Source organism: Erythrobacter sanguineus (genome assembly GCF_900143235.1).
In the GTDB taxonomy this organism is placed as follows: Bacteria; Pseudomonadota; Alphaproteobacteria; order Sphingomonadales; family Sphingomonadaceae; genus Erythrobacter; species Erythrobacter sanguineus.
The window spans coordinates 54397-78274 of sequence record NZ_FRDF01000013.1; the positions used below are offsets into that span (position 1 = coordinate 54397).

The following is a 23878-nucleotide window of genomic DNA, read 5'->3' on the forward strand; positions in this document are numbered from 1 at the left end:
TCACTGCGGGCGGCCATGCAGGTGTGCTTCGCACGTCTGCGCCTTCGGCTTCGACTCCGGCGTTGCGGGCTCCCATGGGAGCCCGTTTGCTGATGATTTCGGACCGCGAATGCGGGCCGCAAGGGCGACCGCCCGCCCGCAGGCCCGCAAGGGCCGAGGATATCGCACGCCGGACGGCGTGCGGAAACATAATCGTCTCAATCAATCAATCATCGCGCATTAATCGATTGGACGCACCATCCTGAAAGCGTAATCTTCCCGCCATAGGCTCTACCCAAGGGCGAGTCTGAACAGATAACAGGCGAGAGGAGAGACGATCATGGATGCCAAGACCGGAGAAATGAGCGGCGGGTGCCCCTTCCACGGCAATGCGGGCATGCGCAACCTTTTGGGCCGCACCAACCGCGACTGGTGGCCCGAGGCATTGCAGCTCGATATCCTGACCGAGGGCGGACGCAGCGCCAACCCTTACGGCGAGGATTTCGATTACGCCGAAGCCTTCAATGCGCTCGATTATGATGCGCTGAAGGCCGATCTCACCGCGCTAATGACCGATAGCCAGAGCTGGTGGCCAGCCGATTATGGGCACTACGGCCCGTTCTTCATCCGCATGGCATGGCACGCGGCAGGCACTTATCGCACGGGTGACGGGCGCGGCGGTGCGGGTAGCGGGCAACAGCGCTTCGCCCCGCTCAATTCGTGGCCCGACAATGGCAATCTCGACAAGGCGCGCAGGCTGCTTTGGCCGGTCAAGCAGAAATACGGCAAGAACATCAGCTGGGCGGACCTGTTCATCCTTGCCGGCAATGTCGCGATTGAATCGATGGGCGGGCCGGTGTTCGGCTTTGGCGGCGGCCGCGCCGACGTGTTCGAACCGGAAAGCGTCTACTGGGGCACCGAAGAACAGTGGGTCAATGAAGGCGTTGCCACCCGCATCCAGCCCAAGGAAGGCATGGCGCTGGAAAACCCGCTGGCCGCGATCCAGATGGGCCTCATCTATGTCAATCCCGAAGGGCCGCAGGGCAACCCGCATGACCCCGAAGGCATGGCCCGCGACATGCGCGAAACCTTTGCCCGGATGGCCATGAATGACGAGGAAACCGTGGCCCTTACCGCCGGGGGCCATGCCTTTGGCAAGGCCCACGGCGCGCATCCGGCCGATACTTTCGGCGGCGCACCGGAAAGCGAGGAACTGCACCTGATGGGCTTCGGCTGGCTCAATGACGAGGAGGAGATCGCGCGCGGCAACATCACCACCTCGGGCATCGAGGGCGCGTGGTCGAACAACCCGACCCAGTGGGGCGGCGACTATTTCCGGCTGCTGTTCAAATATGACTATGAACTGGTGCAATCGCCCGCCGGGGCCAACCAGTGGCAGCCGATCGGCCAGACCGAAGAAGACATGGCCCCCGACGCGCGCGACCCTTCGAAGAAGGTGCCGACGATGATGACCACCGCCGACATGGCGCTGAAGCGCGATCCGGAATACGCCAAGATCTCCGAGCGTTTCCTGAACGATCAGGCCGCATTGGACGATGCCTTTGCGCGAGCGTGGTTCAAACTGTGCCACCGCGACATGGGGCCGAAGATCCGTTACCTCGGCCCCGAAGTCCCGGCCGAAGACCTGATCTGGCAGGATCCGGTGCCTGCCGGAACGACCCCTTCGGATGCCGAGGTGGCGCGTTTCAAGACGGCGATCCTCGGCAGCGGGCTGAGCATCTCCGAACTGGTCAAGGCGGCGTGGGCTTCGGCGGGAACCTACCGCAATTCCGACCATCGCGGCGGGGCCAATGGCGCGCGCGTGCGGCTTGCCCCGCAAAAGGACTGGGACGCCAATGATCCGGCGGAACTGGCCAGGGTGCTGGACGTGATCGGGCAGCATCGCGGTTCGTTGAGCATGGCCGATGCAATCGTGCTGGCGGGTTCCGCCGCCATCGAGAAGGCGGCCAAGGATGCTGGCTTCGACGTGACCGTGCCGTTCACGGGCGGGCGCGGCGACGCGGGTGAGGAACACACCGATGCCGCCAGCTTCGAACCGCTGGAACCGTTTGCCGATGGCTTCCGCAACTATCTGCGCACCAAGGCGATCGTCCGCACCGAGGAAATGCTGATCGACAAGGCGCATCTGCTCGGCCTGTCGATCCCGGAACTGGCCGCGCTGGTCGGCGGCCTGCGGGTGCTGGGCGCGAACAGCGGCAACCGTCCGCACGGGGTGTTCACCGACAAGGTGGGCGTGCTGAGCACGGACTTCTTCCGCAATCTGCTCGACATGGGGACCAAGTGGGTGCCCGTGGATGGCAGCGGCGACGAGGAATATGTCGGCACCGACCGCGCCACAGGCGCAGAAAAGTGGCGCGCGACCCGCACCGATCTGGTGTTCGGTTCCAACTCGATGCTGCGCGCGCAGGCCGAGGTCTATGCCGAAAGCGGCGCCGAGGGCAAATTCGTGTGCGACTTCATCTCCGCGTGGAACAAGGTGATGAACGCGGATCGCTTCGATGTGAGCTACGCCCAATACCATTAAGGCTTGGGCGCGCGGCGACGCGCTTTGGCTTGGGCGCGCGGCGACGCGCGACGTCTTGCCCTGATCATCCCCCCCGATCAGGGTCGCAAGGAGCCTCCCGGCAGCAATGCCGGGAGGCTTACTGTTTCACCCCTCTTCGGGTTCAGATCCGGCGTGCGTCACAAAGCTGCGGCTGCGGCTGCGGCTTCATCCCTATCTTTGTGCCAGTGACCTTCCATGCCGCGTGGAAGACGCCGCAGCCCGGCACGGCTTGCGCGGCGCGGATTGCAGCCTAGGGTGCAGGGCTTGCGCGAAAGAGGATCCCAAATGAAGCTTGCCCCCCTGCTACTTTGCGGCGCAGCGCTGCTGGCCGCCCCCGCTACCGCACAGCAAACCGCCGCCCCCGCCAATCCGGCCGACACGAGGCCAGAGGCCACCGCCGGGATCGGCCCCGGCGCACGGCCGGTCGGCGCCGCGTGGAGCCGCAGCCCGGTGATCGCCCCGCACGGCATGGCCGCGACCGCGCATCCTTTGGCGACCCAGATCGCGCTCGACATCCTCAAGGCAGGCGGCAGCGCGGTCGACGCGGCGATTGCCGCCAACGCCGCGCTCGGGCTGATGGAGCCGACCGGCAATGGCATCGGCGGCGATCTGTTCGCCATCGTCCATGACCCTGCAACCGGCGAACTGATCGGCATCAACGGATCGGGCCGATCGCCCAGCGGACAGACGCTGGCACAACTGCGCGAAAAGCTCGCCCCCGATGCGACCGGCCTGCCTTCGATCGGCGCGCTGCCGGTGACCATTCCGGGCACGGTCGACGCGTGGTTCGATCTCCACGCCCGCTTCGGCAAGCTGCCGGTGGCCGACGTGCTGGCACCAGCCATCCGCTACGCCCGCGAAGGCCACCCGGTCGCGCCCGTTATCGCGATGTATCTTGCACGCGGCCTGGCGCTTTACGAGCGCCAGCTGGCGCGCGGCCCGCTTGATTTTGCCAATGCCCGCCAGACATATTTCGCCAATGGCGCACCGGCACCGGGGACGATGTTCCGCAACCCCGATCTGGCCAACACGCTCGAACGCATTGCACAGAACGGGCGCGACGAATTCTACGCCGGGCAAACCGCACAGGTGATGGTCGATTACCTGCAGCGGCAGGGCAGCGCCTTTACGCTGGCCGATTTCGCCGCGCATGACAGCGAATGGGTCAATGTTGCCTGCGCCCCCTATCGCAAGGGCTACGCGCTGTGCGAACTGCCGCCCAACTCGCAAGGCTTCGCGGCGCTGCAGATGGTCAACATCCTGAAAAATGTCGACCTCGCTCAGTGGGAGCGCGGCTCGCCCCAGGTGATCCATTACATCACCGAGGCCAAGCGGCTCGCCTTCGAGGATGTCGCGCGTTTCTATGCCGACCCGGATTTCGCCCGCGCTCCGCAAGAATTGCTGTCGGACGAATATGGCGCTGAACGCTTTGCCCTGATCGATCCCGCGCGCGCCACGCCTGCCTTCGGCCCCGGCGCGCTGATCGCGCCCAAGCTCGAAGGCGAAGGCGATACCACCTACCTGACCGTCGCCGACAGGGACGGGATGATGGTCAGCCTGATCCAGTCCAATTATCGCGGCATGGGCGGCGGGCTGGTGGCGGACGGGTTGGGCTTCATGTTCCAGAACCGCGGGGAATTGTTCAGCCTCGATCCCGCGCATCCCAATGCCTATGCGCCTGCCAAGCGTCCGTTCCACACCATTATCCCGGCCTTCATCACGAAGGAGGGCAAGCCGTGGATGAGCTTTGGGCTGATGGGCGGCGGGATGCAGCCGCAAGGCCATGTGCAGGTGCTCGTCAACCTCGTTGATTACGGCATGAACCTGCAGGAAGCAGGCGATGCCGCGCGGCTGATGCATGACGGCGGGCGCAAGCCGACTGACGCATTGGCGGGCAGCCCGGCCGATGGCGCAGCGGTGGACATGCTCGGCACGCTGATGGTCGAACCGGGCGTTCCGGCGGCCACGGTGGAGGCCCTGCGCGCAATGGGCCACAAGGTGGAGGTGGAGCGCACCGGCATCCCCTTTGGCGGCTATCAGGCGATTGTGCGCGACCCGGCGACGGGCGCCTACACCGGCGCAACCGAAATGCGCAAGGACGGGCAGGCGAGCGGCTATTGATCCGGGGCCGTGGTGCCGCTTCGCCGCAGTCTTGGCAAAGTCGCAGCGCGGCCACAGCTCGGGGCGTTAACGAGGCCTTCACCCGTGCCGCGACAAGGCCTGAAATAGAGTAAGGATTTGCTGAAGCGGGCGGCAAGGAATGGCACTGATAGACCCCGTTTCGGTGCATGGGCTGGCCACCACCGGTCCGAAAGCGCCGGGGCGGCTGCCCCATTATCTCGCCGGTGAACCGCTGGTTGGCCATGTTGCGCGGGCCGATGCCGCGCGGCGCCTGCCGCCCGCCCATGATCCCGCCACCATGCCGCACACCGCGTGGCGGCGCGCGGCGGCGGGGCGGATCGGGCACAGGATCGGGCTGGCATGAAGCCCTTCGGCGAAAGCGACTTTGGCGTGCTGGACACCCCGTCCGCCCTGCCGCAGCGCGCCGCCCTGATCGAACGGCTGAAGGTCGCCGGGATCACGGTTGACGAATGCGGCCTCACTCATCTGGCCTATGCCCCCGAAATTGCCGGGGCGATGCTGCGCCGTCAGCAGGCCGAGGCGGTGATCGCAGCGCGCACCAAGCTGGTCGAAGGCGCAGTTTCGATGGTCGAAATGGCGCTCAATCAGCTTTCCGAGAAGAAGGTGGTCGAACTGGACGACGAACGCCGCGCGGCCATGGTGTCCAACCTGATGGTGGTGCTGTGCGGCGAACAGGACGCCCAGCCCGTGGTGAACGCGGGGTCGCTTTACTGATTGTCCGATGTCTGCACGCAAACCCTTTGCCCTGCGCCTCGACCCGGCGCTTTACGATGCGCTCCAGCGCGCCGCCGATGCCGAAATCGAAGTGCTGCTGCGCGAGGCGCTGGCGCGGCGCGGCGTGAAGGTGCCGGTCAACAAGGGGCCGAAACGCGGACGGCCTGCTGGCCCTGCGCCCGCGCCCGCGCCCGCGCCCGGCAATGATGCACGATCACCCTCCGGGCGGCGCCGGCGCCGGGACAGCGCGGGCTCGGCTTGTCCGGCCATGCCAAACCCGGTAGGCTGATTGCCTAAGGTATCAAGAGGTTGCTGATGATTGCGCGGTTGCTGGTTCTGGTTGCGCTGGCCCTTGTTCTGCTGCCGCCTGCGCCTGCCCGCGCCGCCCCGTCTCGGGCGCTGCCCGCAGAGCTTGTGTTGCGCGGTGACAACATCATCGAAGTGCTGCTGAACGATGTCCCCGTCCGCCTCGAAGTCAGCGCCGAGGCGTTCGGCCCTCCGGTCATCAACCCCGATCTGGCCGAGCGGCTGCAACTGGTCCCCGGGTTCCGGCGCGGCTGGATGTTCGGCCCGGTGCAGGTAACAGGCATGGGCGGCGCGCTGACGATCGATTTCGGAGCCGGCCCTGCAACCTCCATCATCACATGGGCGGAACGGGCGGTAACGGACAGGGCCGACGGCATCATCGGCGTACATCACCTGCCCCACCGGCGCGTGACATTCGAACTGGGCGCGCCCACCGGGCCGGAACAGGTGCGGCAATTTGCCCTCATCCGTGCAGGCGGCGGCAGGAACACCCGCCTTGGCGCGGAAATCATGGTCAGCAAACGCAAGCTGATGATGATCTTCGTCCCCGCACGGGCCGAAAACCTGATCACCGCGCCGACCGCCAATTTCATTGCGACCTATCTTGAAGGCGGCTTCGTGAAGGGGTCGAAGGCGACCGCAGTGATGGATTTCGCGGTCGAACGGCCCACCAGAGTGATGCGCATCGCGCGCCCGCTGGAACTGGGCGATCTGCTGATCGATGAATTCGCGGTGCGGGTGGAGGATTATGGGCGGGCCGACAAGGTTGGCGAGATCGGCGAAAATGATCCGCGCTTCCAAAAAGGGCAGATCCTGGTGACCCGGCGCAAGGGGTGGGGCAAGCCTGATCTGCTGACCCGCATCGGCCGCGATCAGGTCGCCCATTGTTCGCGCATCACCTATGATCTGGAACAGCGCAAAATCGGCCTGTCCTGCGCCGAACGGCAGGAATAGGATCACCCGTCAGCCGTCCCGCTCGATCCGGTAATGCCGCACCAAGGGATCGCTGCGCGCGGTGATCTGGACAAGACAGGTGCAATCCTTCGCGATCAGACACCGGTAGAGCCGGGTGAACACCGCGGCATACCAGTGGAACAGGCTGTCGGGCGGCTGCACCGGGTCATCCGCGCATGTGCGATCAATGCTGAAGCGCCACGCGCCGTGCGGCGCAAACGCCCCTGCACCGATGAATGTCCAGGCATGCTTGCGGATCGCCGCCATCAGCAGCGGTGCGGCAAGGCTGGCGGGCAGGTGCCTGAGCAGCCACGCCGCTGCCTTCGGAATGCGGTTGGCGATGATGTAATCGGCGGTGCGGCTGCCCGCTTCATCAGCAATGGTGAAGCTGCCATGCGGATCGTGCAGCGCCAGCCAACGGTGGAGCCGCAGCGCGTGCAGTTCCGGGATCATGGACTCGCCCGACGGCAGCCGGTCGATCTGCGCATCGGCAAGGATCGCCAGGGTCTCGGCACGGCCCAGATGCTCCTCCATTGCCGCAACGGTTTGCAGCACGGCGTTCGGCCCGATCAGCGCCGCAGCATGTGCGCCGCCCACATCACAGCTCCAGCCGGTCTTTCGCGCGGGTCGCCTCGCGCTCCTGCGCACGCGCCTTCATCTGCGCACGCACGGCCTCGCGGCGTTCCTGCGCCTGCGCCGCCTTGTCGGCATTGGTTTCCCAGTCGGTCGCGGCATCGGCTGCCGCTGCACGGCTTTCGTCGAAGTGGAAATCGACCTTCTTCGATGTCTGCGGCCCCCAATATCCGGCCTTGCCCAGATCGTAGAAGGTCCGCTTGAAGCCCGCCCGGAGGAAGGCATAGAGGCAGCCCAGCAGATAGCGCCGCCTAAAGCCGGTGCCGCGCCACGGATAGTGCAGCAGCGCCTTTTGCATGTAGAACCGGCGGTAATTCTTCATCACCCCGTTGAGCAGTTCTCCGCGCTCCATCGCGGCGGGCTTCATGATCGGGGTGACGAAGTTATACTTGCTGAAATCGTGGACCTCGACCTGATCCTTCAACTCCTCGAACAGCGGGGTGTAGGGCCAGGGCGTGTACATTGCCCAATTGGCGAGATCGGGCTGCCAGTCCCACGCCATCTGGTAGGTTTCCTCCAGCGTTTCGGCGGTTTCGTTGTCCAGCCCGACGATGAACTGCGCTTCGACGAAGATATCGGCCTCGCGCAGCAGCCGGATCGCTTCCTTGTTCTCGCCGACCTTGGTTTCCTTGTTGAAGCGGTCAAGCTTCATCTGCGCGGCTGCTTCGGTGCCGAGGCTGACATGGACCAGCCCCGCCTTGCGATAGAAGCTGAGCAATTCCTTGTCGCGGTAGATGTCGGTGACGCGGGTGTTGATGCCCCATTTCACCTTGTCGGGCAGACCGCGATCAATCAGCTCCTGACAGAACTTGATGAAGGTCTTGCGGTTGATGGTGGGTTCCTCGTCGGCAAGGATGAAGAAGCCGACGCCGTGCTTTTCGTGCAGTTCCTGAATTTCATCGACCACGTCTTTCGGGTCGCGCACGCGGTAATCGCGCCAGAACTTCCATTGCGAACAGAACGAGCAGGTGAAGGGGCAACCGCGCGCAAGGTTGGGGATGGCGACGCGGGTGCCCAATGGGATATATTTGTATTGATCCCAGTCGAGGATGTCCCAATCGGGCTTGATCGAGGCCATGTCCTTGATTGTCGGCGCGGCTTCGGTGGCGATGATTTTCTCGCCATCACGGTAGGCGAGACCCTTGATGCCCGCCCGGTCGGCGATCCAGCGACCTTCGGCAATGGCGGTGAACAGCTCGACGGCAATCTCCTCGCCCTCGCCGCGCACGATCACGTCGATATGCGGGGCTTCGGCGAGCACTTGCCCGTACATGAAGGTCGCATGGATGCCGCCGAGCACACGGACGGCCTGCGGAACGGTGAGCGCGGCGACTTCCAGCACCCGTTCGGCGGCGTAGATGCTGGGCGTGATGGCAGTGGTGCCGACCACGTCGGGCTGAAGCGCGGCCATGCGCGCGGCCAGATCATCATCCGAAAGGCCTTCGGTCATCGCGTCGATGAAGTGGATGTCGTTGAAGCCAGCGCGGCGCAGCGGGCCGGTCAGATAGGGCACCCATGCGGGCGGCCATGTCCCGGCGATCTCGGCACCGCCGGAGCGGTAATTGGGATGAACGAACAGAATACGCATGGGCCGATTCCCCCCCTCTTTGGATGGCCCAAAATGAGGGATCATGCGCGGGCGCGCTTTGCGCTGGATCAAAAGGGAATGGCAAGGGCAGCGCCTCGATCGGTTTCACGCAGAGGCGCAGAGAAGAAGGGAGGCGCGGAGGGGTTGCGTATGCCGCGCAAGCCGCCACCACATCTTTTCTCACGCGAAGACGCAAAGAGGGAGCACCCGGCCGCGGCCCGGCACGAGATCTTGGCGTCTTCGCGTCTTCGCGTGAACAAACCCTCGGCTTCGCCGCGTAACCTTCTCAGCGTCTCTCTTTCCTCTGCGCCTCTGCGAGAAACCCTCAACCCTTACTTCGCCGCGTGCTCGGCCCGCGCCAGTTCGTGCAGCCAGTCGGCGTGGCGCGGGGCCTTTTTGGTTTGTGACCATTCCTCCAGCATCACCGGGGCGACGCGGGCGAGTTCTTCATATTGCTCCGCCGTCCCGATATCGGCGGCCAGTTCCACCCGGTGGCCGTTGGGATCGAAGAAGTAGATCGACTTGAAAATCCCATGATGGGTCGGGCCGAGCACGTCGATGCCCTCGCCCTCGATATGCGCCTTGGCCGCCAGCAGTGCCTCTTCCGAAGGCACCTTCAACGCCAGATGCTGCACCCATTGCGGGGTGTTGGGATCGCGGCCCATGTCGGGCTGGTTGGGCAGCTCAAAGAACGCCAGAATGTTGCCGTTCCCCGCATCGAGGAAGATGTGCATGTAGGGATCATATTCGCCGGTCGAGGGCACATGATCTTCGGCAAAGGCGGTGGTGTAGCTCATGCCCAGCACGCGGGCGTACCATTCCACCGTTTCCTTGGCGTCCTTGCAGCGATAGGCGGCGTGGTGGATTCCGGCGAGGTTTACGGGGTGGGTCATGTTCCTGCACTCCAATAATTCGTCACCCTGAACTTGTTTCAGGGTCCATTTTTCTGCATCCGGCACCGCTTGCCGTGGCTCGATGGATGCTGAAACAAGTTCAGCATGACGGAGAAGGGATTACTCCGCCACTTCCTCGACATTAAGCACGCCTCGGATGATCTGGTCGCGTTCGAGGCTTTCGAACAGGGCCTTGAAATTGCCCTCGCCAAAGCCTTCGTCGCCCTTGCGCTGGATGAATTCGAAGAACACCGGGCCAACCTGCGCCTGCGCAAAGATCTGCAGGAGGAGCCGGGGGCTGCCGCCTTCTGTCGTCCCATCCAGCAGAATACCGCGCATCTTGAGGCTGTCCACATCCTCGCCGTGGCCCGGCAGGCGTTCATCCAGCATGTCGTAATAGGTCGCGGGCGGCGCGGTCATGAACGGGACGCCGAGCTTTTGCAGGCGGTCCCAGCAGGCTGGCAGATCGTCACAGATCAACGCGATGTGCTGGATGCCCTCACCGTTGAAGGCTTTCAAAAACTCGTCGATCTGGCCCTTTCCGCCTTCGCCCTCTTCATTGAGCGGGATGCGGATCTTGCCGTCGGGCGCGGTCAGCGCCTGTGAGGTGAGGCCGGTATATTCGCCCTTGATGTCGAAGAAGCGGATCTCGCGGAAGTTGAACAGGGTCTCGTAATAATCGGCCCAGTACTTCATCCGCCCGGTGTAGACGTTGTGGGTGAGGTGATCGATCGTGTGGAAGCCCGCGCCTTCAGGGTGCTTGTCGACGCCCGGCAGATATTCGAAATCAATGTCGTAGATGGTGAGGCCGTTTCCGCTGCCCGCGCCTTCATAACGATCGACCAGATACAGGATCGCCCCGCCAATGCCGCGGATCGCGGGAATACGCAGTTCCATCACCCCGGTCTGCACCGCCACGGGTTCTGCGCCCTTGGCGATCAGGTGGTCATAGGCCGCCGCCGCATCGCGCACCCGGAACGCCATCCCGCAGGCCGATGCCCCATGTTCGCGCGCGAAATACCATGCGGCGCTGCGCGGTTCGTAATTGGCGATCAGGTTGATGCCGCCCTGCCGCCACAGATGCACGTCCTTGGACCGGTGCTGCGCCACGCGGGTGAAGCCCATGGCTTCGAACACCGGTTCCAGAACGCCCTTTTCCGGCGCGCAGAACTCAACGAATTCAAACCCGTCAAGCCCGGCAGGATTGTCAAACAGGTCATTGCCCGAGGCGTTATTGGTCTGCGCTTTCATGGCGTGGCTGTCTCCGTTCAGGCGATTTAGTTTCAATTGAAACCAGTTACCCCAAATCCACGTTTCGCGCAAGCAATTGCCAGCAAGATGCGATCAGGGCAGTCTGCCTGCGCGAAGGAGAACGAGGCGATGATCACGGAAGGCAGAATCAGGACAGGCGGGATCAACCACGTGGCGCTCGTATGCCGCGACATGAAGCAGACGGTCGATTTCTACACCGGGGTGCTCCAGATGCCGCTGTTCAAGACGGTCGAACTGCCCGACGGCGGCCAGCATTTCTTCTTCGACTGCGGCGGCGGCAATGCGGTGGCGTTCTTCTGGTGGGCCGATGCGCCCGCGCCCGCACCGGGGATCGCCTCAGTGAAGAAATTCCCTTTCGACGCCAAGACCGCGGTCGGATCGATGAACCACCTTGCCTTCCATATGAACGAGGCGGAGCTGGAAGCCGCGCTGGAGCGGCTTGAGGAGGCCGGCGTGGAACACACCCACATGGTGTTCAACCATGACGACAGCCCATCGGGATATGCCAGGCAGATGCACGAAGGGGTGTTCGTACGATCGGTCTATTTCACCGATCCCAACGGCATCATGCTGGAATTTGCAGCGACCACCCGCGCCTTCGGACCGGAAGATGTGCGGCATGCCCCTGCTTCTGGCCCCGGCACCGCGCAGGAGCCAGCCTGATGCCGCGCCTGCGCGAAGTGCCCCGCGCCGAGGCCGAGGATAAGACCGTCCTGCCGCTTTATGCCGCGCTGTTCGGGGATCGCGATCCCGTGGCCGAGCCCGGCACCGCCACCGGCACGCGCGGCGACTGGTGGAGCGTGTTCGCAAACTCGCCCGCCACGCTAAAGCACGCCGCGCAGGGTTTTGCCTATTACCGTTCGCCCGAGCGCAAGCTTGATCCGGTGCTGCGCGAGCTGGGGCAGACCTGGGCGGGCTGGGCGACGGGCAGCCAGTTCGTGTTCTCGCAGCACTGCAAGTCCTTGCGCGGGCTGGGGGTGAGCGAGGCGAAGATCGCGGCGATCCCGACATGGCAGACCGCCAGCGTGTACGATGCCCGTGAGCGGCTGGTGCTGGCCTATGCCGATCGGCTGGCATGCCATGGGGGACGCGTGCCCGATGCGCTGTTTGCAGAGGTGAAGGCAGAATTCAGCGACGAGGAAATCTTTGAGCTGACCTACATCACCTGCCTTTACCAGATGCACGCCGTCATGAGCCGCGCATTGCGCACCGAATTCGATGATCGCGATGATCCCATCGTCGAGGTGCCCGCGCCCGAGGGCTTCGATGCGATGGACTTTCTCGGCGGCGAGCGGCGCGGCGGTTAGGCCACTTTGCCCAGCGTCCGCCCACGTTCGTCCTGCGTCAGGGAAAGCCGCGCGCCGAAGGGTTGGCCGCCCTCGAACAGCGCGGCCGTCGCCGGATCGGCCAGATCGGCATTGCCCACCACCCGCTCACCCGCATCGGAGCGGCCGATGATAATCGCCTCATCGCCCTTGGGGCCGCGGTTGATGGTGTAGGTTTCGACCGTGGCGCTTGCCACAGGCCCGCGTGCGACGGGCACCGCGTCGGTTGCCTTGGGCAGCTTGGCAAAGCGATCATTCGCCGACCAGTCAGCCGCCGTCGTCGAATAAATGCCGGTGGCATATTTGCTCATCCAGCCGCCATTCGCGCCCACCAGCGCAAAAGTGCCCCGGTCATCGCGCACGCTGGCCACCGCCTCGGCAATGGCATGGGCCGAATAATTGTTCCCGGCCCCGCCGAAGAACGGCAGCCCCCCCGTCAGCGTCAGTCCGCGCGGATCATCGACCGACAGGCCGAAATGGTCGCACTGGTTGAACACGGGGATCGCAAAGCAGGAATAGAAATCAATGTAACGGATATCCTCGATGCGCTTGCCCGCGCGCGTCAGCGCAGCCTCCACGCTGGCGATGGAAGCAGGATTTGCGGCAAGATCGGGCCGCTCGGACAGCTTGATTTCGGTCGCAGCCGTGACCGCGTGAATATGCACCCACTTGGCTTCAGGCACGCCCAGCGCCCGTGCCAGCCCGGCGCTGGCGACGATGATCGCAGCGGCCTGGTTCACCTGATCGCGGGCCACGGTCATGCGCGGATAGGGTTCGGCGACGATGCGGTTGCGCTCCGTCACGGTGGCGAGTTCTTCTGCGCTGCGTTCGACCGGCGCCGCCGAATGCGGGTTCGCCGCCGCGACGCGCGTGAACGGCGCGAACAGCTTGCCGATTTCCAGCCGGTAATCCGTCAGCCCCATGCCCAGCTTTGCCCGCCGGGCATTCTCCGCCAACGCATAGAGCGGGATCGCCCCGCTCGCGCCGTGGGCGAACAGGACAGGCTCCATCAGTTCCTCGACCCCGAAGCCCTGATCCTCGAAATCGCCTTCGATCTCCTCCGACCAGTCAGGCGTCTCGCCCTTGGCGCTCAAGGCCAGCACGGTCGAAATCGCCTCCGATCCGACAATCACCGCGCATTGGCTATCCCCCGCCGCAATCGCAGCGGCAAATTCGCCCACCAACTGCTGGTTGGTCTGCCCGCCCGTGGTGGTGAGGATTGCGCGGGCAGGGTTCGCGCCGACGCGCTGCGCAATGGCGCGCGGCACATTGCTGGCGGCACCGAACGGGGGTTTCCTGTCGGGCCGCGACATTTCGAAGGCGCGGATCGCGGCGAGGGTGTCGATGGCATCCGCCACAGAACCACTCGCCCCGCTGTCCGCAATCGCCCCAGCCAGCGCCTGTCCGGCGAGGTCCATATAGGACAGCGCTTCGTAGCCGGGTTCGCCGACCCGCTCGGAATACTGCCCGACCCCGATAATGACGGGCGTGTTGTCAGCGATCATCCGCGTCTGTTCCTCAGTCGACGAAACCGTCGACCCGCTCGACAATGATCGCCGGGGCCATGCCGCCCGCTGCGCACATGGTGACAAGGCCATAGCGCCCGCCGCGCCGCTCCAGTTCGTCAACCACGGTGCCGATCAGGATCGAGCCGGTTGCGCCGATCGGGTGGCCGAGCGCAATCGAGCCGCCATTGACGTTGACCTTGTCCCAATCAAGCTCAAGATCGCGCACGAACTTGGCGGCGACGACCGCGAAAGCCTCGTTGATTTCAAACAGGTCGATATCGTCCACCGTCATGCCGGCCTTGGCCAGCACCTTTCTGGCGGCGGGCACCGGAGCGTTGAGCATCAGCGTCGGATCATCGCCCATATTGGCGGTCGCGACGATGCGAGCGCGCGGCTTCAACCCATGCTTTTCGGCATAGGCCTTGCTGGTCACCAGCACGGCGGCCGCACCATCGACCACGCCCGAACTGTTGCCCGCGTGGTGGAAATGCTCGATCTCCAGATCAGGATACTTCTTGTTGATCAGCTTGCGGAAGGTCGTGCCAGTGGGATCCAGCGGCACGTCGGCAATCTTGGGGAAGGCCGGTTCCAGCTTGGCCAGATCTTCCATCGTCGTCTGCGGGCGCGGATATTCGTCGTGGTCGAGGATTACCGAGCCATCATCGCCCACCACCGGCACCACCGACTTGGCAAACCGCCCTTCGCTGATCGCCTCGGCAGCGCGCTGCTGCGACCGATAGCCGACTTCGTCCAGTTCGGCGCGGGTAAAGCCTTCCATGCTGGCGATGGCATCGCCGCAGATGCCCTGATGCGACTGCGGATGCACCGCCTGTAGACGTTCGTTATAGCTGCCCATCATCGGCGGCTTCAGCCCGGCCTGCATCTTGTCCTTCGCCATCGCGGCGGTCAGGCTCATCATCTCGGTGCCGCCCGCGACGACGCAATCTTCCATCCCGCTCATCACCTGCGCCGCGGCCAGCGCGACACTGGTGATCCCGCCGCCGCAGAAACGGTCAAGCGTGGTGCCGGACGAGGTAATGTCATAGCCCGCATCAAGCGCGGCCATGCGCCCCAGATCACCCGCCTGCATCCCGTCCTGCGTCGAGACCGACCAGATCACGTCATCGACCGTGGCCGTGTCCAGCCCGTTGCGATCCTTGATCGCCTTGAGCACGGTGGCGGCGAGATGCTGGGGATGTTCGGCGGCCAGCGCGCCCTTGCCCTGCTTGCCGATCCCGCGCGGGGTGCGCACTACGTCGATGATGTAAGCTTCGGCCATGATGAACCTCTCCCAGATAGCGAAAATGCGGTTGACGGTCACGTAAACCCACTGCACCAGTCGCACAAGATTTGCGTTTCAAATCGCAATGGCAAATTCGATAGGGCCAAATTCCAAAGGGAGAGAACATCGTGAGCGAAGCCGCTGCACCCGAAGTGTTGACCGAAGTCGAGGACGGCGTCCTCATCGTCACCATCAACCGTCCCGAAGCCAAGAACGCGATGACCAAGGCCGCGGCCGAGGGGATTGCTGCGGCGATGGACCGGCTGGACGCGGAGGATGATCTGCGAGTCGGCATCATCACCGGCGCGGGCGGGACGTTCTGTTCGGGGATGGATCTGAAAGGCTTCCTGCGCGGCGAAACCCCTTCGGTGGAAGGTCGCGGGTTCGGCGGCGTGGTGCAGGCGCCGCCCGCCAAGCCGCTGATTGCCGCAGTCGAAGGCTATGCGCTGGCAGGCGGGCTTGAGCTGATGATCGCGTGTGATCTGGTGGTCGCCAACGCCAATGCCAAGTTCGGCATCCCCGAAGTGAAGCGCGGGCTTGTGGCTGCCGCTGGCGGCGTGATGATGCTGCCCGACCAGATCCCCGAACGCATCGCGCTGGAACTCGCCCTGACGGGTGATTTCATCGGGGCGGAACGCGCCTATCAACTGGGCCTGATCAACGAAGTGACCGAAGGTTCGGCGCTTGACGGTGCCAAGGCGCTGGCCGCCAAGATTGCGGCCAACGGGCCTTTGGCGGTAAAGGTGTCCAAGCAGGTGATGAAGCAGTCGCGCGGCTGGGGACACGAAGATCGCTACGCCAATCAGGGCAAGCTGATCGCGCCGGTATTCGTCAGCCACGACGCCCGCGAAGGCGCGGCGGCGTTCGCTGAAAAGCGCAAGCCCAACTGGACGGGCAAGTAAGCACCGGGCTCGCTCAGGCGTGAGGCGGGTTCGGGTCGGGTCGAGGTCGGTTTAGACCCCCTCTAGACCCCCTTTAGACCCCGCCTTGCCCCCGGCTCGCTGATGTTTCACGCGAAACATTGGCAGCGTTTCGGGGTGAGCGATCCGGCCACTTTGGGATCAACAGGAGAGAGTAAAATGCCCGTCATCGATGTGCCGCAGCCAGCCTTCATGGAAGAAGAGGAAATCGCCATCTTCGCCGACGCGGTCGGCAAGTTCTACGCCCAGCACGCGCCGCAAAAGCGGGTCGAGAAATGGCGCGAAGACGGCATGGTGGAACGCGAATTCTGGCGCGAAGCCGGGGCCGCAGGCCTGCTCGGCGTGTCGGTGCCCACCGAGTACGGCGGCCACGGCGGCGACTTCCGGCATGACATGGTGGTGATTTCCAAGCAGGGCGAATACGGCGTCGATGGCTTCGGCGCGAGCCTCCACAACACCATCATCCTGCCCTATCTGGTGCGCCATGGTACTGAAGAACAAAAACAAAAGTACCTGCCCCGGCTGGTAAGCGGCGATCTCGTCAGCGCGATAGCGATGAGCGAGCCTGATGCCGGATCTGACCTTCAGAGCATCAAGACCACCGCGCTGAAAGACGGCAATGGCTACCGGTTGAACGGGTCGAAAACGTGGATTTCCAATGGTCAGCTGGCCGATTTCATCATCGTCGTCGCCAAGACCGATCCGGCCGAAGGTGCCAAGGGCATCTCGCTGCTGCTGCTCGAAACCGAGGGCGCAGAAGGCTTTGCGAGGGGCAAGAAGCTCGACAAGATCGGGCTGGATGCGCAGGATACCAGCGAATTGTTCTTCGATAACGTGTTCATTCCGGCTGACAATCTGCTCGGCGGAGTCGAAGGACGCGGGTTCTACCAGCTGATGGGCGAGCTGCCGCAAGAACGCCTCGTGATCGCGATGGGTGCGATTGCCGGGATCGAAAAAGCGCTCGATGTGACGGTCGAATACGTCAAGAACCGCAAGGCTTTCGGCAAGACCATCTGGGATTTCCAGAACACCCAGTTCGTGCTGGCCGACCTGAAGGCGCGCGGCACCGCGGCCCGCGTCTTCGTGAACGACTGCATCGCCAGGCTGCTCGAAGGCAAGCTCGACGTGGCAACCGCCAGCATGGCGAAGTACTGGGTGACCGAGCTGCAATCGGAAGTGGTCGACAAGTGCCTGCAGTTCCACGGCGGCGCGGGCTACATCAATGATTACGCCATCGCCCGGATGTACCGCGACACCCGCATCGCCCGCATTTACGGCGGGTCGAACGAGATCATGAAGATGCTGATCGCAAGGTCGATGTAAGGCGCCGCAGTCCTGCCAGAACAGGAGCACAGGCAAAACGAAAGGGGCGGCTCGAACCATCGAGCCGCCCCTTGTTGCTTTTGGCCGAAGCCCGCGTGTGCTCAGAACCGCGCGCGCAGCGTGACGCCATACTGGCGCGGCGGCAGGACGAAGGCCGAACGCGAGTTGGCCGCACCCGAGCCACGCAGAGTGGTGTTGAAGGTCACCCCGCGCACCACTTCGTTGGTCAGGTTGGTCACCCAGCCTTCGATCGCATAGGCACCATTGCCGAAGCGGAACCCGCCGCGCATGTTCACGAAGGCCTTGCCATCCTGCACGTCGGCGATGATCAGCGGGGCTGCATCGACCGCAGCCTGCAAGCTGCCGGCCGCCGCAATCGCTGCGGCATCGGGCGGGACAATCCCCTGGGTCGCAGTGCGCTGGTCGCTCTCCATCCGGATCTGGCCGGAGATGAAGAACTCGGTCGAATCATTGATCGGTTTTTCCCAAAGCCCACCAATCAGCGCGACGATCTGCGGCGCATTGGTGAGATCGAAACCGCACAGCGAGACAACCTGCGGCGCCGTCTGGTTTCCGGCGCAATCCGCAGGATAGCTGGCTTCGAGGATTGTCGCCCCGACATTGAAGGTCAGTTCGCTGTTCGGGCGGATCAGGCCTTCGATTTCAACGCCCTTGGACTCGGCAACCGGCACATTGAAGGTCTGGAACGCCGTCCCGGTGAATTCGAGCACCTGAAAGTTGCTGAACTCTTCATAGAAGGCCGCGATATTGAGCGTCACCGCATCATCGAGGAACCGGGTCTTGAGGCCGAGTTCGAAGGCATCGACCTCTTCCGACAGGAAGGTCGGATCGGCGCCTGCCACCGCTGCGGTGGTATCAAGGTTGATGCCGCCTGCCTTGTAGCCATGCGTGAAGCTGGCATAGGCATTGACCGCCGGGCTGAATTCATAGGCCAGCTTGACGGTGTAGATCAGCTCTTCATCGTCGAATTCCGACTGGAAGGTGCGGACCAGCGGGAGCGCTGCGGCTTGCGGCAGATCAGCAGGGGCGGTGAAGCCAAAGCACCCGAGACCGATAAAGGTGGGCTGAAGAGAGGCAGGAACAGCGCCCAGAGCGCCCAGCACCGCCGGACAAATCTGGTTGTTTGAAGCCGGCTGCGTGAACCCGCCCGACTTTTCTTCCCACGAATAGCGCGCGCCCAGCGTCAGTTCGAGCCCGTCGGCGATCTCCAGCGAATTGTGCGTGAAGATCGCGTAGCTCTTGGCATCCTGCTGGAACCGGTTGGTGTTGGTGGTGCCAGCCGGATCAACCCCGGTGAACACGGAGAGCGGATTGGCCCCCAGCGCACCGCCGGTCGGCACGAACAGCAGCGCGCCAACATTCTCGCCAAAATCCTGCCCAAGCGCGAAGCTGACCGACTGGTCAAGCTGCTCGTCCGAATAGAAGCCGCCGATCATGTAGTTGAGCTTGCCGCCCCAGGTATCACCCTGCAGCCGCAGTTCCGCGGTCCAGGTCTCAAGCTCAAGGTTCAGGGCATCGACATTGAAGATGTCGAGACCGGTGAAATCGGAATCGTAATTCTCGAAGCTTTCATATGTCCGCCACGAACCGATGAAGATCAGGTCGGCGCCATCCCAGACCGGGAACTCGACCTCGCCCGTGATGCCGTAATTGTCGATATCCGCGCGCGGGGCGAAATTGGCCGAAACCGTGCGGTTGTCCATCGCCTGTTCGAACGCGGCATTATCGCGCGGCGCGACCGACACGAAGGGCTGACCATTGCCCCCATTCGCGCCGAGACCGACCGCAGCATAGGCCCCGCCGGTCACCAGCGGCGACTGATAAAGCTCCACTGCCCCGCAGCAGCTCGACTGGCTCTTGGCATAGTCGGCGATGATGCGCCCACGCAGCCCGCTGTCGGTATCCCAGCCGACCTGGGCGCGAACCAGCCACTGATCGGCATCATTGGTATCGCCGACGCTGTTGCCGTTCCGGTCAACCACATCAAGGAAGCCATCCCGCTTGCGATAGGCACCGGTGACGCGCAGCGCCACGGTGTCCTGGACGATCGGCACGTTGACCGCGCCCTGCAGGCTGATTTCGTCGAAATTGCCATATTCGGCATTCACGAAGCCGCCGAATTCGGTGACATCGGGACGGACATTGGTGATATTGAGCGCGCCAGCCGACGTGTTGCGACCAAACAGCGTGCCCTGCGGCCCGCGCAGCACCTCGACCCGCTCGACATCGACGAATTCGCTTAGCGCGACGCCCGGCCGCGACTGGTAGGCGCCGTCGATGAAGATGCCGACCGCGCTTTCAAACCCGATATTGTTCGACGTGGTACCGATACCGCGAACGCGCAGCACCACAGAACCCGATGCAAGCTGCGCCTGACTGGCGGTAAAGCTGGGGGCGAGCGCCGAGATCTGCTGGATGTTGACCACGCGCTGGGCTTCCAGCTGCTGTGGCGAAATCGCGGTCACCGCCAGCGGAATGTCCTGCACGTCCTGCGCGCGGCGGGTTGCGGTCACGATGATGACATTGTCATCCCGGACTACGGGTGCCTGATCCTCGGCATCAGTATCCTGCGCAAAGGCGGGGGTGGTAAGCGCGCTGCATGCCATAAGGCCGCCAGCAAAAGCTGCAAGCTTGCGTGTCATTTTGATCCTCTCTCCACAATCCAGCTGATTTTGTAACAGCTTGGGTTTGCCGTTTGAAACCTATCAGGGTCTTGCGCCCTAACAAGAGTCACAGGCAAGTTCTGTCGAATAGTAGCAAAAATGCAACATGTTGTGCTGCAACGCAGCATGATAGCTTCAGGGCGAACCATTCGGGCAAGAATCTTTCCGGGGCTGCACATTGCGCTGTGAGCCGGTGCCCCATCGCAGAGAAGTCACGGCAGCCCGTGGCGGCGCCTGCCGGGGGTGGAGATGGTGGCCGCTGCGACAGGATCACTGCATGAAGCCCGCCGGATCTCTCCCAAAAGTCAGTTGCAGATTGCCATTCAAGACTCGCTTTTGCGCTGATGCTGTGGTTACATCAGTGTCAACAAGGGAGAGAGAGACCCATGCTAGCCACACCGCCAGATTTCGACGTGCTGATCGTCGGTGCCGGAATTTCCGGGATCGGCATGGCCGCGCACATGAAGATGAAAGCGCCGCACCACAGCTATGCCATTGTCGAGCAGCGCGAAAATCTTGGCGGGACATGGGATCTGTTCCGCTATCCCGGCATCCGCTCGGACAGCGACATGCACACACTCGGCTTCGATTTCGAGCCGTGGCGGCATGAAAAGTCGATCGCCGATGCGCCCGCGATCCTCGATTATCTCGACCGCATCGTTGATGAACGCGGCATCCGCCAGCACATCCGGTTCGGCCACAAGGTCATCAGCGCCGATTTCCATCATGACGACGCGCGCTGGCATGTCGAGATGGAGCTGGCCGACGGTTCGCGCACGCGTATGACGGCGAATTTCATCTATCTCGGCTCGGGCTATTATGATTACGACGAGCCCTACGATCCCGGCTTTGATTTCGGGGAGTTTGAAGGTCAGGTCATCCACCCGCAATTCTGGCCCGAGGATCTGGATTACGCGGGCAAGAATGTGGTCGTTATCGGATCGGGCGCGACGGCTGTGACCATCGTGCCGTCGATGGCGCGCGAGGCGGCGCATGTCACCATGCTCCAACGCACGCCGACCTGGATGTTCACCCGGCCCGCGAAGGACGCGGTGGCAAATTTCCTGAGACAGATCCTGCCCGAAAAGCTCGCCTACCGGCTGACGCGGTTCAAGAACATCAAGATGCAGGATTTCAGTTTCAAGCTGGCACGTGACAATCCGCAGAAGGTGAAGGACGCCCTCTACAAGAAGATCGAAGCCGCGCTGGGCCCCGATTACGACAAGGACACCTTCACCCCGCCCTACAACCCGTGGGAACAGCGCCTGTGCCTGGTGCCCGATGAAGACCTGTTCCGGGCAATGAAGGCCGGCAAGGCGAACATCGTGACCGGCCACATCGCCCAGTTCAAGAAAGACGGCGTGGAACTGGCCGACGGACAGTTCCTGCCGGCCGATATCGTCATCACCGCCACCGGTCTCAAACTGGCCGTGGCGGGCAAGATCGCGATCAGCGTGGACGGGGAGCCGGTCGCCTTCAATCAGCGGTTCTATTACAAGGGCTGCATGTTCTCCAACCTGCCCAACCTTGCGGTGGTGTTCGGCTATCTCAACGCCAGCTGGACGTTGAGGGCCGATATCAATTCCGACTATGTCTGCCGCGTGCTTGAACACATGCGCAAGACCGGCACGACCATCGCCACCCCGGTGCTGACACCCGAAGCCGAGGGGCGCATCACCGAGGATGACGTGTTCGACTTTTCGAGCGGATACATCCAGCGCGGCAAGCACATCATGCCGCGCAATTCGGTGTCCTATCCATGGCGGCTCAATCAGGAATACGTCATTGATCGCAAGCGGATGAAGGATGATCCGCTGACCGATGGCCTCCTGACCTTCACCCGCGCCGGGGCCAATGCGCAGACCACCGGGGAGCAGCTGGAAGCTGCTGAATGATTGCCGATCGTCGTTGCGAGGCAACTGCGCCTTGCAACGACGAATCTCTTTTGATTATGCGCGCCTTCGCCTAATCCCCCCCGATGACCTTTCCCGAAAAAATCTGGACCGCCGGACTTGTCATCATCGGCGATGAAATCCTCTCCGGCCGCACGCAGGACAAGAATATCGCGCAGATCGCCAGCTGGCTGCAGGTGCAGGGCATCCGCCTTGCCGAAGTGCGGGTGGTGCCGGATGTAGAAAGCCGGATCGTGGAGGCGGTCAACGCGCTTCGCGCCGCCAATGATTATCTCTTCACCACCGGCGGGATCGGCCCGACGCATGATGATATCACCGTCGATGCGGTCGCCGCCGCGCTGGGCGTGCCGGTGGTGATCCACCCCGAAGCGCGCGCGCTGCTCGAAGGCTATTATGCGACCCGTGGCGGCCTCAACGAAGGCCGCCTGCGCATGGCCCGCGTGCCCGAAGGCGCAGAACTCATCCCCAACCGCATGTCGGGCGCCCCGGGCATCCGGCGCGGCAACCTGTTCCTGATGGCGGGCGTGCCGCACATCACCGCAGGCATGCTCGATGCCCTCACCGGCCAGCTTGAAGGCGGCGCGCCGCTGCTGACCGAGACGATCGGCTGCTGGGTGGCTGAAAGCGAGATCGCGCAATTGCTGCGCGAGGTCGAAACCGCGCATGAAACCTGCCAGATCGGATCCTACCCGTTCTTCCGCGAAGGCCGCGTCGGCGCCAATTTCGTGGTCCGATCGACCAGCGCCGAAGACCTGAGGCGCTGCTGCGACAGCCTGACCGACGGACTGGCCACCAGCGGATATGAGTTCACCCCGGGCGGGATCTGATCGCGCCGGATACCAGCCGATATCATCACGCGGCCTTAACCCTTTGCCGCTAAGGCTCTGGGAAGCATGACCTGTGTCTACATCACCATTGATACCGAGTATTCCTCGGGGCTTTATACCGGGCCGGGGCTGGCCGACCGGGCGGAAAATTACGCCCGCTCGATCGCCTGCATAACCCCTGAAGGCGCGGCGGGCATCCCCCACAAGCTCGAATTGCTGGCGGCCCATGGCCAGAAGGCGGTGTTTTTCGTCGACCCCATGCCGGCGCTTGTATGGGGCGTGGCGGCAATCGAGGACATTGTGGGGCCCATCATCGCTGCCGGGCAGGATGTGCAATTGCACTGCCATACCGAATGGCTGGGCCTTTCCGGCAACGCCAATCCGCTGCGCTCGCAACGGACGGGCCACAACATCGCCGATTTCCCGTTCGAGGAACAATGCCAGATCCTCGATTATGCCCGCGCCACGCTGATGGCTGCAGGTGCGCAGGTGCCGCGGGCCTTTCGCGCGGGCAATTACGGCGCCAATGACGATACGTTGCAGGCGCTGGCGCAGATTGGCCTCGCCTATGATTCCAGCCATTGCCCCGCGCTTGTCGGCGGGGCGTGCCGGATCAGCCTCGGCCCGGAGGATCGCGATCCGGTGCTCCACAAGGGGGTAATCGAGGTTCCCGTTGGCACCATCGGCACCATCGGCGGCGGACAACGTCACGCCCAGATCACCGCGCTCACGCTGGCTGAAATGGTGGCTGCAATCCGCCACGCGCAAGGTTGCGGACGCGAAAGCTTTACGCTGGTGAGCCATTCCTTCGAACTCATCAACCGTCGCAGCCTTGCGGTGAACCGGATCGTGCGCCGGCGCTTCGCCGGACTTGTGCGCGCGCTTGCGACCATGCGCGGGATCGAAACCGGGACATTCGCCGACAACCCGCCGCCGCTCTCCGCGCTTGCCGGGCAAAGCCAGCCGCTGCCAGCCAACGCGGTGCGGACGGGCATGCGGATCGCTGAGCAGCTGGTTTCGAACACGCTCTATGGCGCGATCTAGACGCG

19 protein-coding genes and 1 pseudogene are annotated in these 23878 nt (G+C 63.6%); 13 read left to right on the top strand and 7 right to left on the bottom strand.

Annotation, left to right across the window (positions count from 1 at the left end; translation table 11 throughout):
- Positions 1-319: 319 nt before the first annotated feature.
- From katG to BUA05_RS11340, 6 genes and pseudogenes are all read left to right on the top strand, one after another.
- Positions 320-2524 (top strand): catalase/peroxidase HPI, encoded by a 2205-nt coding sequence (gene katG, locus BUA05_RS11315; protein WP_072675123.1) that lies wholly within the window; start codon positions 320-322, stop codon positions 2522-2524.
- Between the two features lie 306 nt (positions 2525-2830).
- Positions 2831-4666, top strand: coding sequence for a gamma-glutamyltransferase family protein (locus BUA05_RS11320; protein ID WP_072675124.1), 1836 nt, complete (start codon positions 2831-2833; stop codon positions 4664-4666).
- 139 nt (positions 4667-4805) lie between these two features.
- Entirely contained in the window at positions 4806-5030 is a 225-nt protein-coding gene (locus BUA05_RS11325; RefSeq protein ID WP_072675125.1) for a hypothetical protein, read from the top strand.
- Between the two features lie 56 nt (positions 5031-5086).
- Positions 5087-5401: pseudogene (locus tag BUA05_RS11330) on the top strand (SPFH domain-containing protein); the annotation flags it as partial.
- Positions 5402-5408: 7 nt separating this feature from the next.
- Positions 5409-5690 (top strand): type II toxin-antitoxin system antitoxin, encoded by a 282-nt coding sequence (locus BUA05_RS15125; protein ID WP_072675126.1) that lies wholly within the window; start codon positions 5409-5411, stop codon positions 5688-5690.
- Positions 5691-5716: 26 nt separating this feature from the next.
- Entirely contained in the window at positions 5717-6661 is a 945-nt protein-coding gene (locus BUA05_RS11340; protein WP_072675127.1) for a hypothetical protein, read from the top strand.
- Between the two features lie 9 nt (positions 6662-6670).
- Here the strand turns inward: BUA05_RS11340 and bchJ are convergent, their stop codons facing one another.
- The 4 genes from bchJ to hppD all read right to left on the bottom strand — a co-directional run bounded on the left by bchJ (position 6671) and on the right by hppD (position 11026).
- Positions 6671-7258, bottom strand: coding sequence for a bacteriochlorophyll 4-vinyl reductase (gene bchJ, locus BUA05_RS11345; RefSeq protein WP_072675128.1), 588 nt, complete (start codon positions 7256-7258; stop codon positions 6671-6673).
- Between the two features lies 1 nt (position 7259).
- Complete coding sequence (gene bchE / locus BUA05_RS11350; RefSeq protein WP_072675129.1) at positions 7260-8882, bottom strand: magnesium-protoporphyrin IX monomethyl ester anaerobic oxidative cyclase; 1623 nt, start codon at positions 8880-8882, stop codon at positions 7260-7262.
- A gap of 332 nt (positions 8883-9214) precedes the next feature.
- Positions 9215-9775, bottom strand: coding sequence for a VOC family protein (locus BUA05_RS11355; protein WP_072675130.1), 561 nt, complete (start codon positions 9773-9775; stop codon positions 9215-9217).
- Positions 9776-9895: 120 nt separating this feature from the next.
- Positions 9896-11026: a 4-hydroxyphenylpyruvate dioxygenase gene (gene hppD, locus BUA05_RS11360; RefSeq protein WP_072675131.1), complete on the bottom strand. Its 1131-nt coding sequence runs from the start codon at positions 11024-11026 to the stop codon at positions 9896-9898.
- A gap of 129 nt (positions 11027-11155) precedes the next feature.
- Between hppD and BUA05_RS11365 the strand changes: the two genes are divergently transcribed.
- Positions 11156-11710, top strand: coding sequence for a VOC family protein (locus BUA05_RS11365; protein WP_072675173.1), 555 nt, complete (start codon positions 11156-11158; stop codon positions 11708-11710).
- Positions 11710-12354, top strand: coding sequence for a carboxymuconolactone decarboxylase family protein (locus BUA05_RS11370; RefSeq protein ID WP_072675132.1), 645 nt, complete (start codon positions 11710-11712; stop codon positions 12352-12354). The genes BUA05_RS11365 and BUA05_RS11370 overlap by 1 nt, the downstream gene beginning before the upstream one ends.
- On the opposite strand, the gene BUA05_RS11375 is transcribed toward BUA05_RS11370, so the two are convergent.
- Positions 12351-13877 carry an acetyl-CoA acetyltransferase gene (locus tag BUA05_RS11375; protein ID WP_072675133.1) on the bottom strand — a complete coding sequence of 509 codons (1527 nt, stop codon included), beginning with the start codon at positions 13875-13877 and terminating at the stop codon, positions 12351-12353. The genes BUA05_RS11370 and BUA05_RS11375 overlap by 4 nt on opposite strands.
- Positions 13878-13890: 13 nt before the next feature.
- Complete coding sequence (locus BUA05_RS11380) at positions 13891-15159, bottom strand: acetyl-CoA C-acetyltransferase (RefSeq protein WP_072675134.1); 1269 nt, start codon at positions 15157-15159, stop codon at positions 13891-13893.
- 131 nt (positions 15160-15290) lie between these two features.
- On the opposite strand from BUA05_RS11380, the gene BUA05_RS11385 reads away from it, so the two are divergent.
- Complete coding sequence (locus BUA05_RS11385) at positions 15291-16064, top strand: crotonase/enoyl-CoA hydratase family protein (protein ID WP_084662630.1); 774 nt, start codon at positions 15291-15293, stop codon at positions 16062-16064.
- A 177-nt stretch (positions 16065-16241) separates the two neighbouring features.
- Positions 16242-17405, top strand: a complete 1164-nt coding sequence (locus tag BUA05_RS11390; RefSeq protein ID WP_072675136.1) for an acyl-CoA dehydrogenase family protein — start codon at positions 16242-16244, stop codon at positions 17403-17405.
- A 101-nt stretch (positions 17406-17506) separates the two neighbouring features.
- On the opposite strand, the gene BUA05_RS11395 is transcribed toward BUA05_RS11390, so the two are convergent.
- Positions 17507-20068, bottom strand: coding sequence for a TonB-dependent receptor (locus BUA05_RS11395; protein WP_245790180.1), 2562 nt, complete (start codon positions 20066-20068; stop codon positions 17507-17509).
- 407 nt (positions 20069-20475) lie between these two features.
- On the opposite strand from BUA05_RS11395, the gene BUA05_RS11400 reads away from it, so the two are divergent.
- The 3 genes from BUA05_RS11400 to BUA05_RS11410 all read left to right on the top strand — a co-directional run bounded on the left by BUA05_RS11400 (position 20476) and on the right by BUA05_RS11410 (position 23873).
- Complete coding sequence (locus BUA05_RS11400; RefSeq protein ID WP_072675137.1) at positions 20476-21984, top strand: flavin-containing monooxygenase; 1509 nt, start codon at positions 20476-20478, stop codon at positions 21982-21984.
- 83 nt (positions 21985-22067) lie between these two features.
- Positions 22068-22829: a competence/damage-inducible protein A gene (locus BUA05_RS11405; protein ID WP_072675138.1), complete on the top strand. Its 762-nt coding sequence runs from the start codon at positions 22068-22070 to the stop codon at positions 22827-22829.
- 66 nt (positions 22830-22895) lie between these two features.
- Positions 22896-23873 carry a polysaccharide deacetylase family protein gene (locus BUA05_RS11410; protein ID WP_072675139.1) on the top strand — a complete coding sequence of 326 codons (978 nt, stop codon included), beginning with the start codon at positions 22896-22898 and terminating at the stop codon, positions 23871-23873.
- Positions 23874-23878 lie beyond the last annotated feature (5 nt).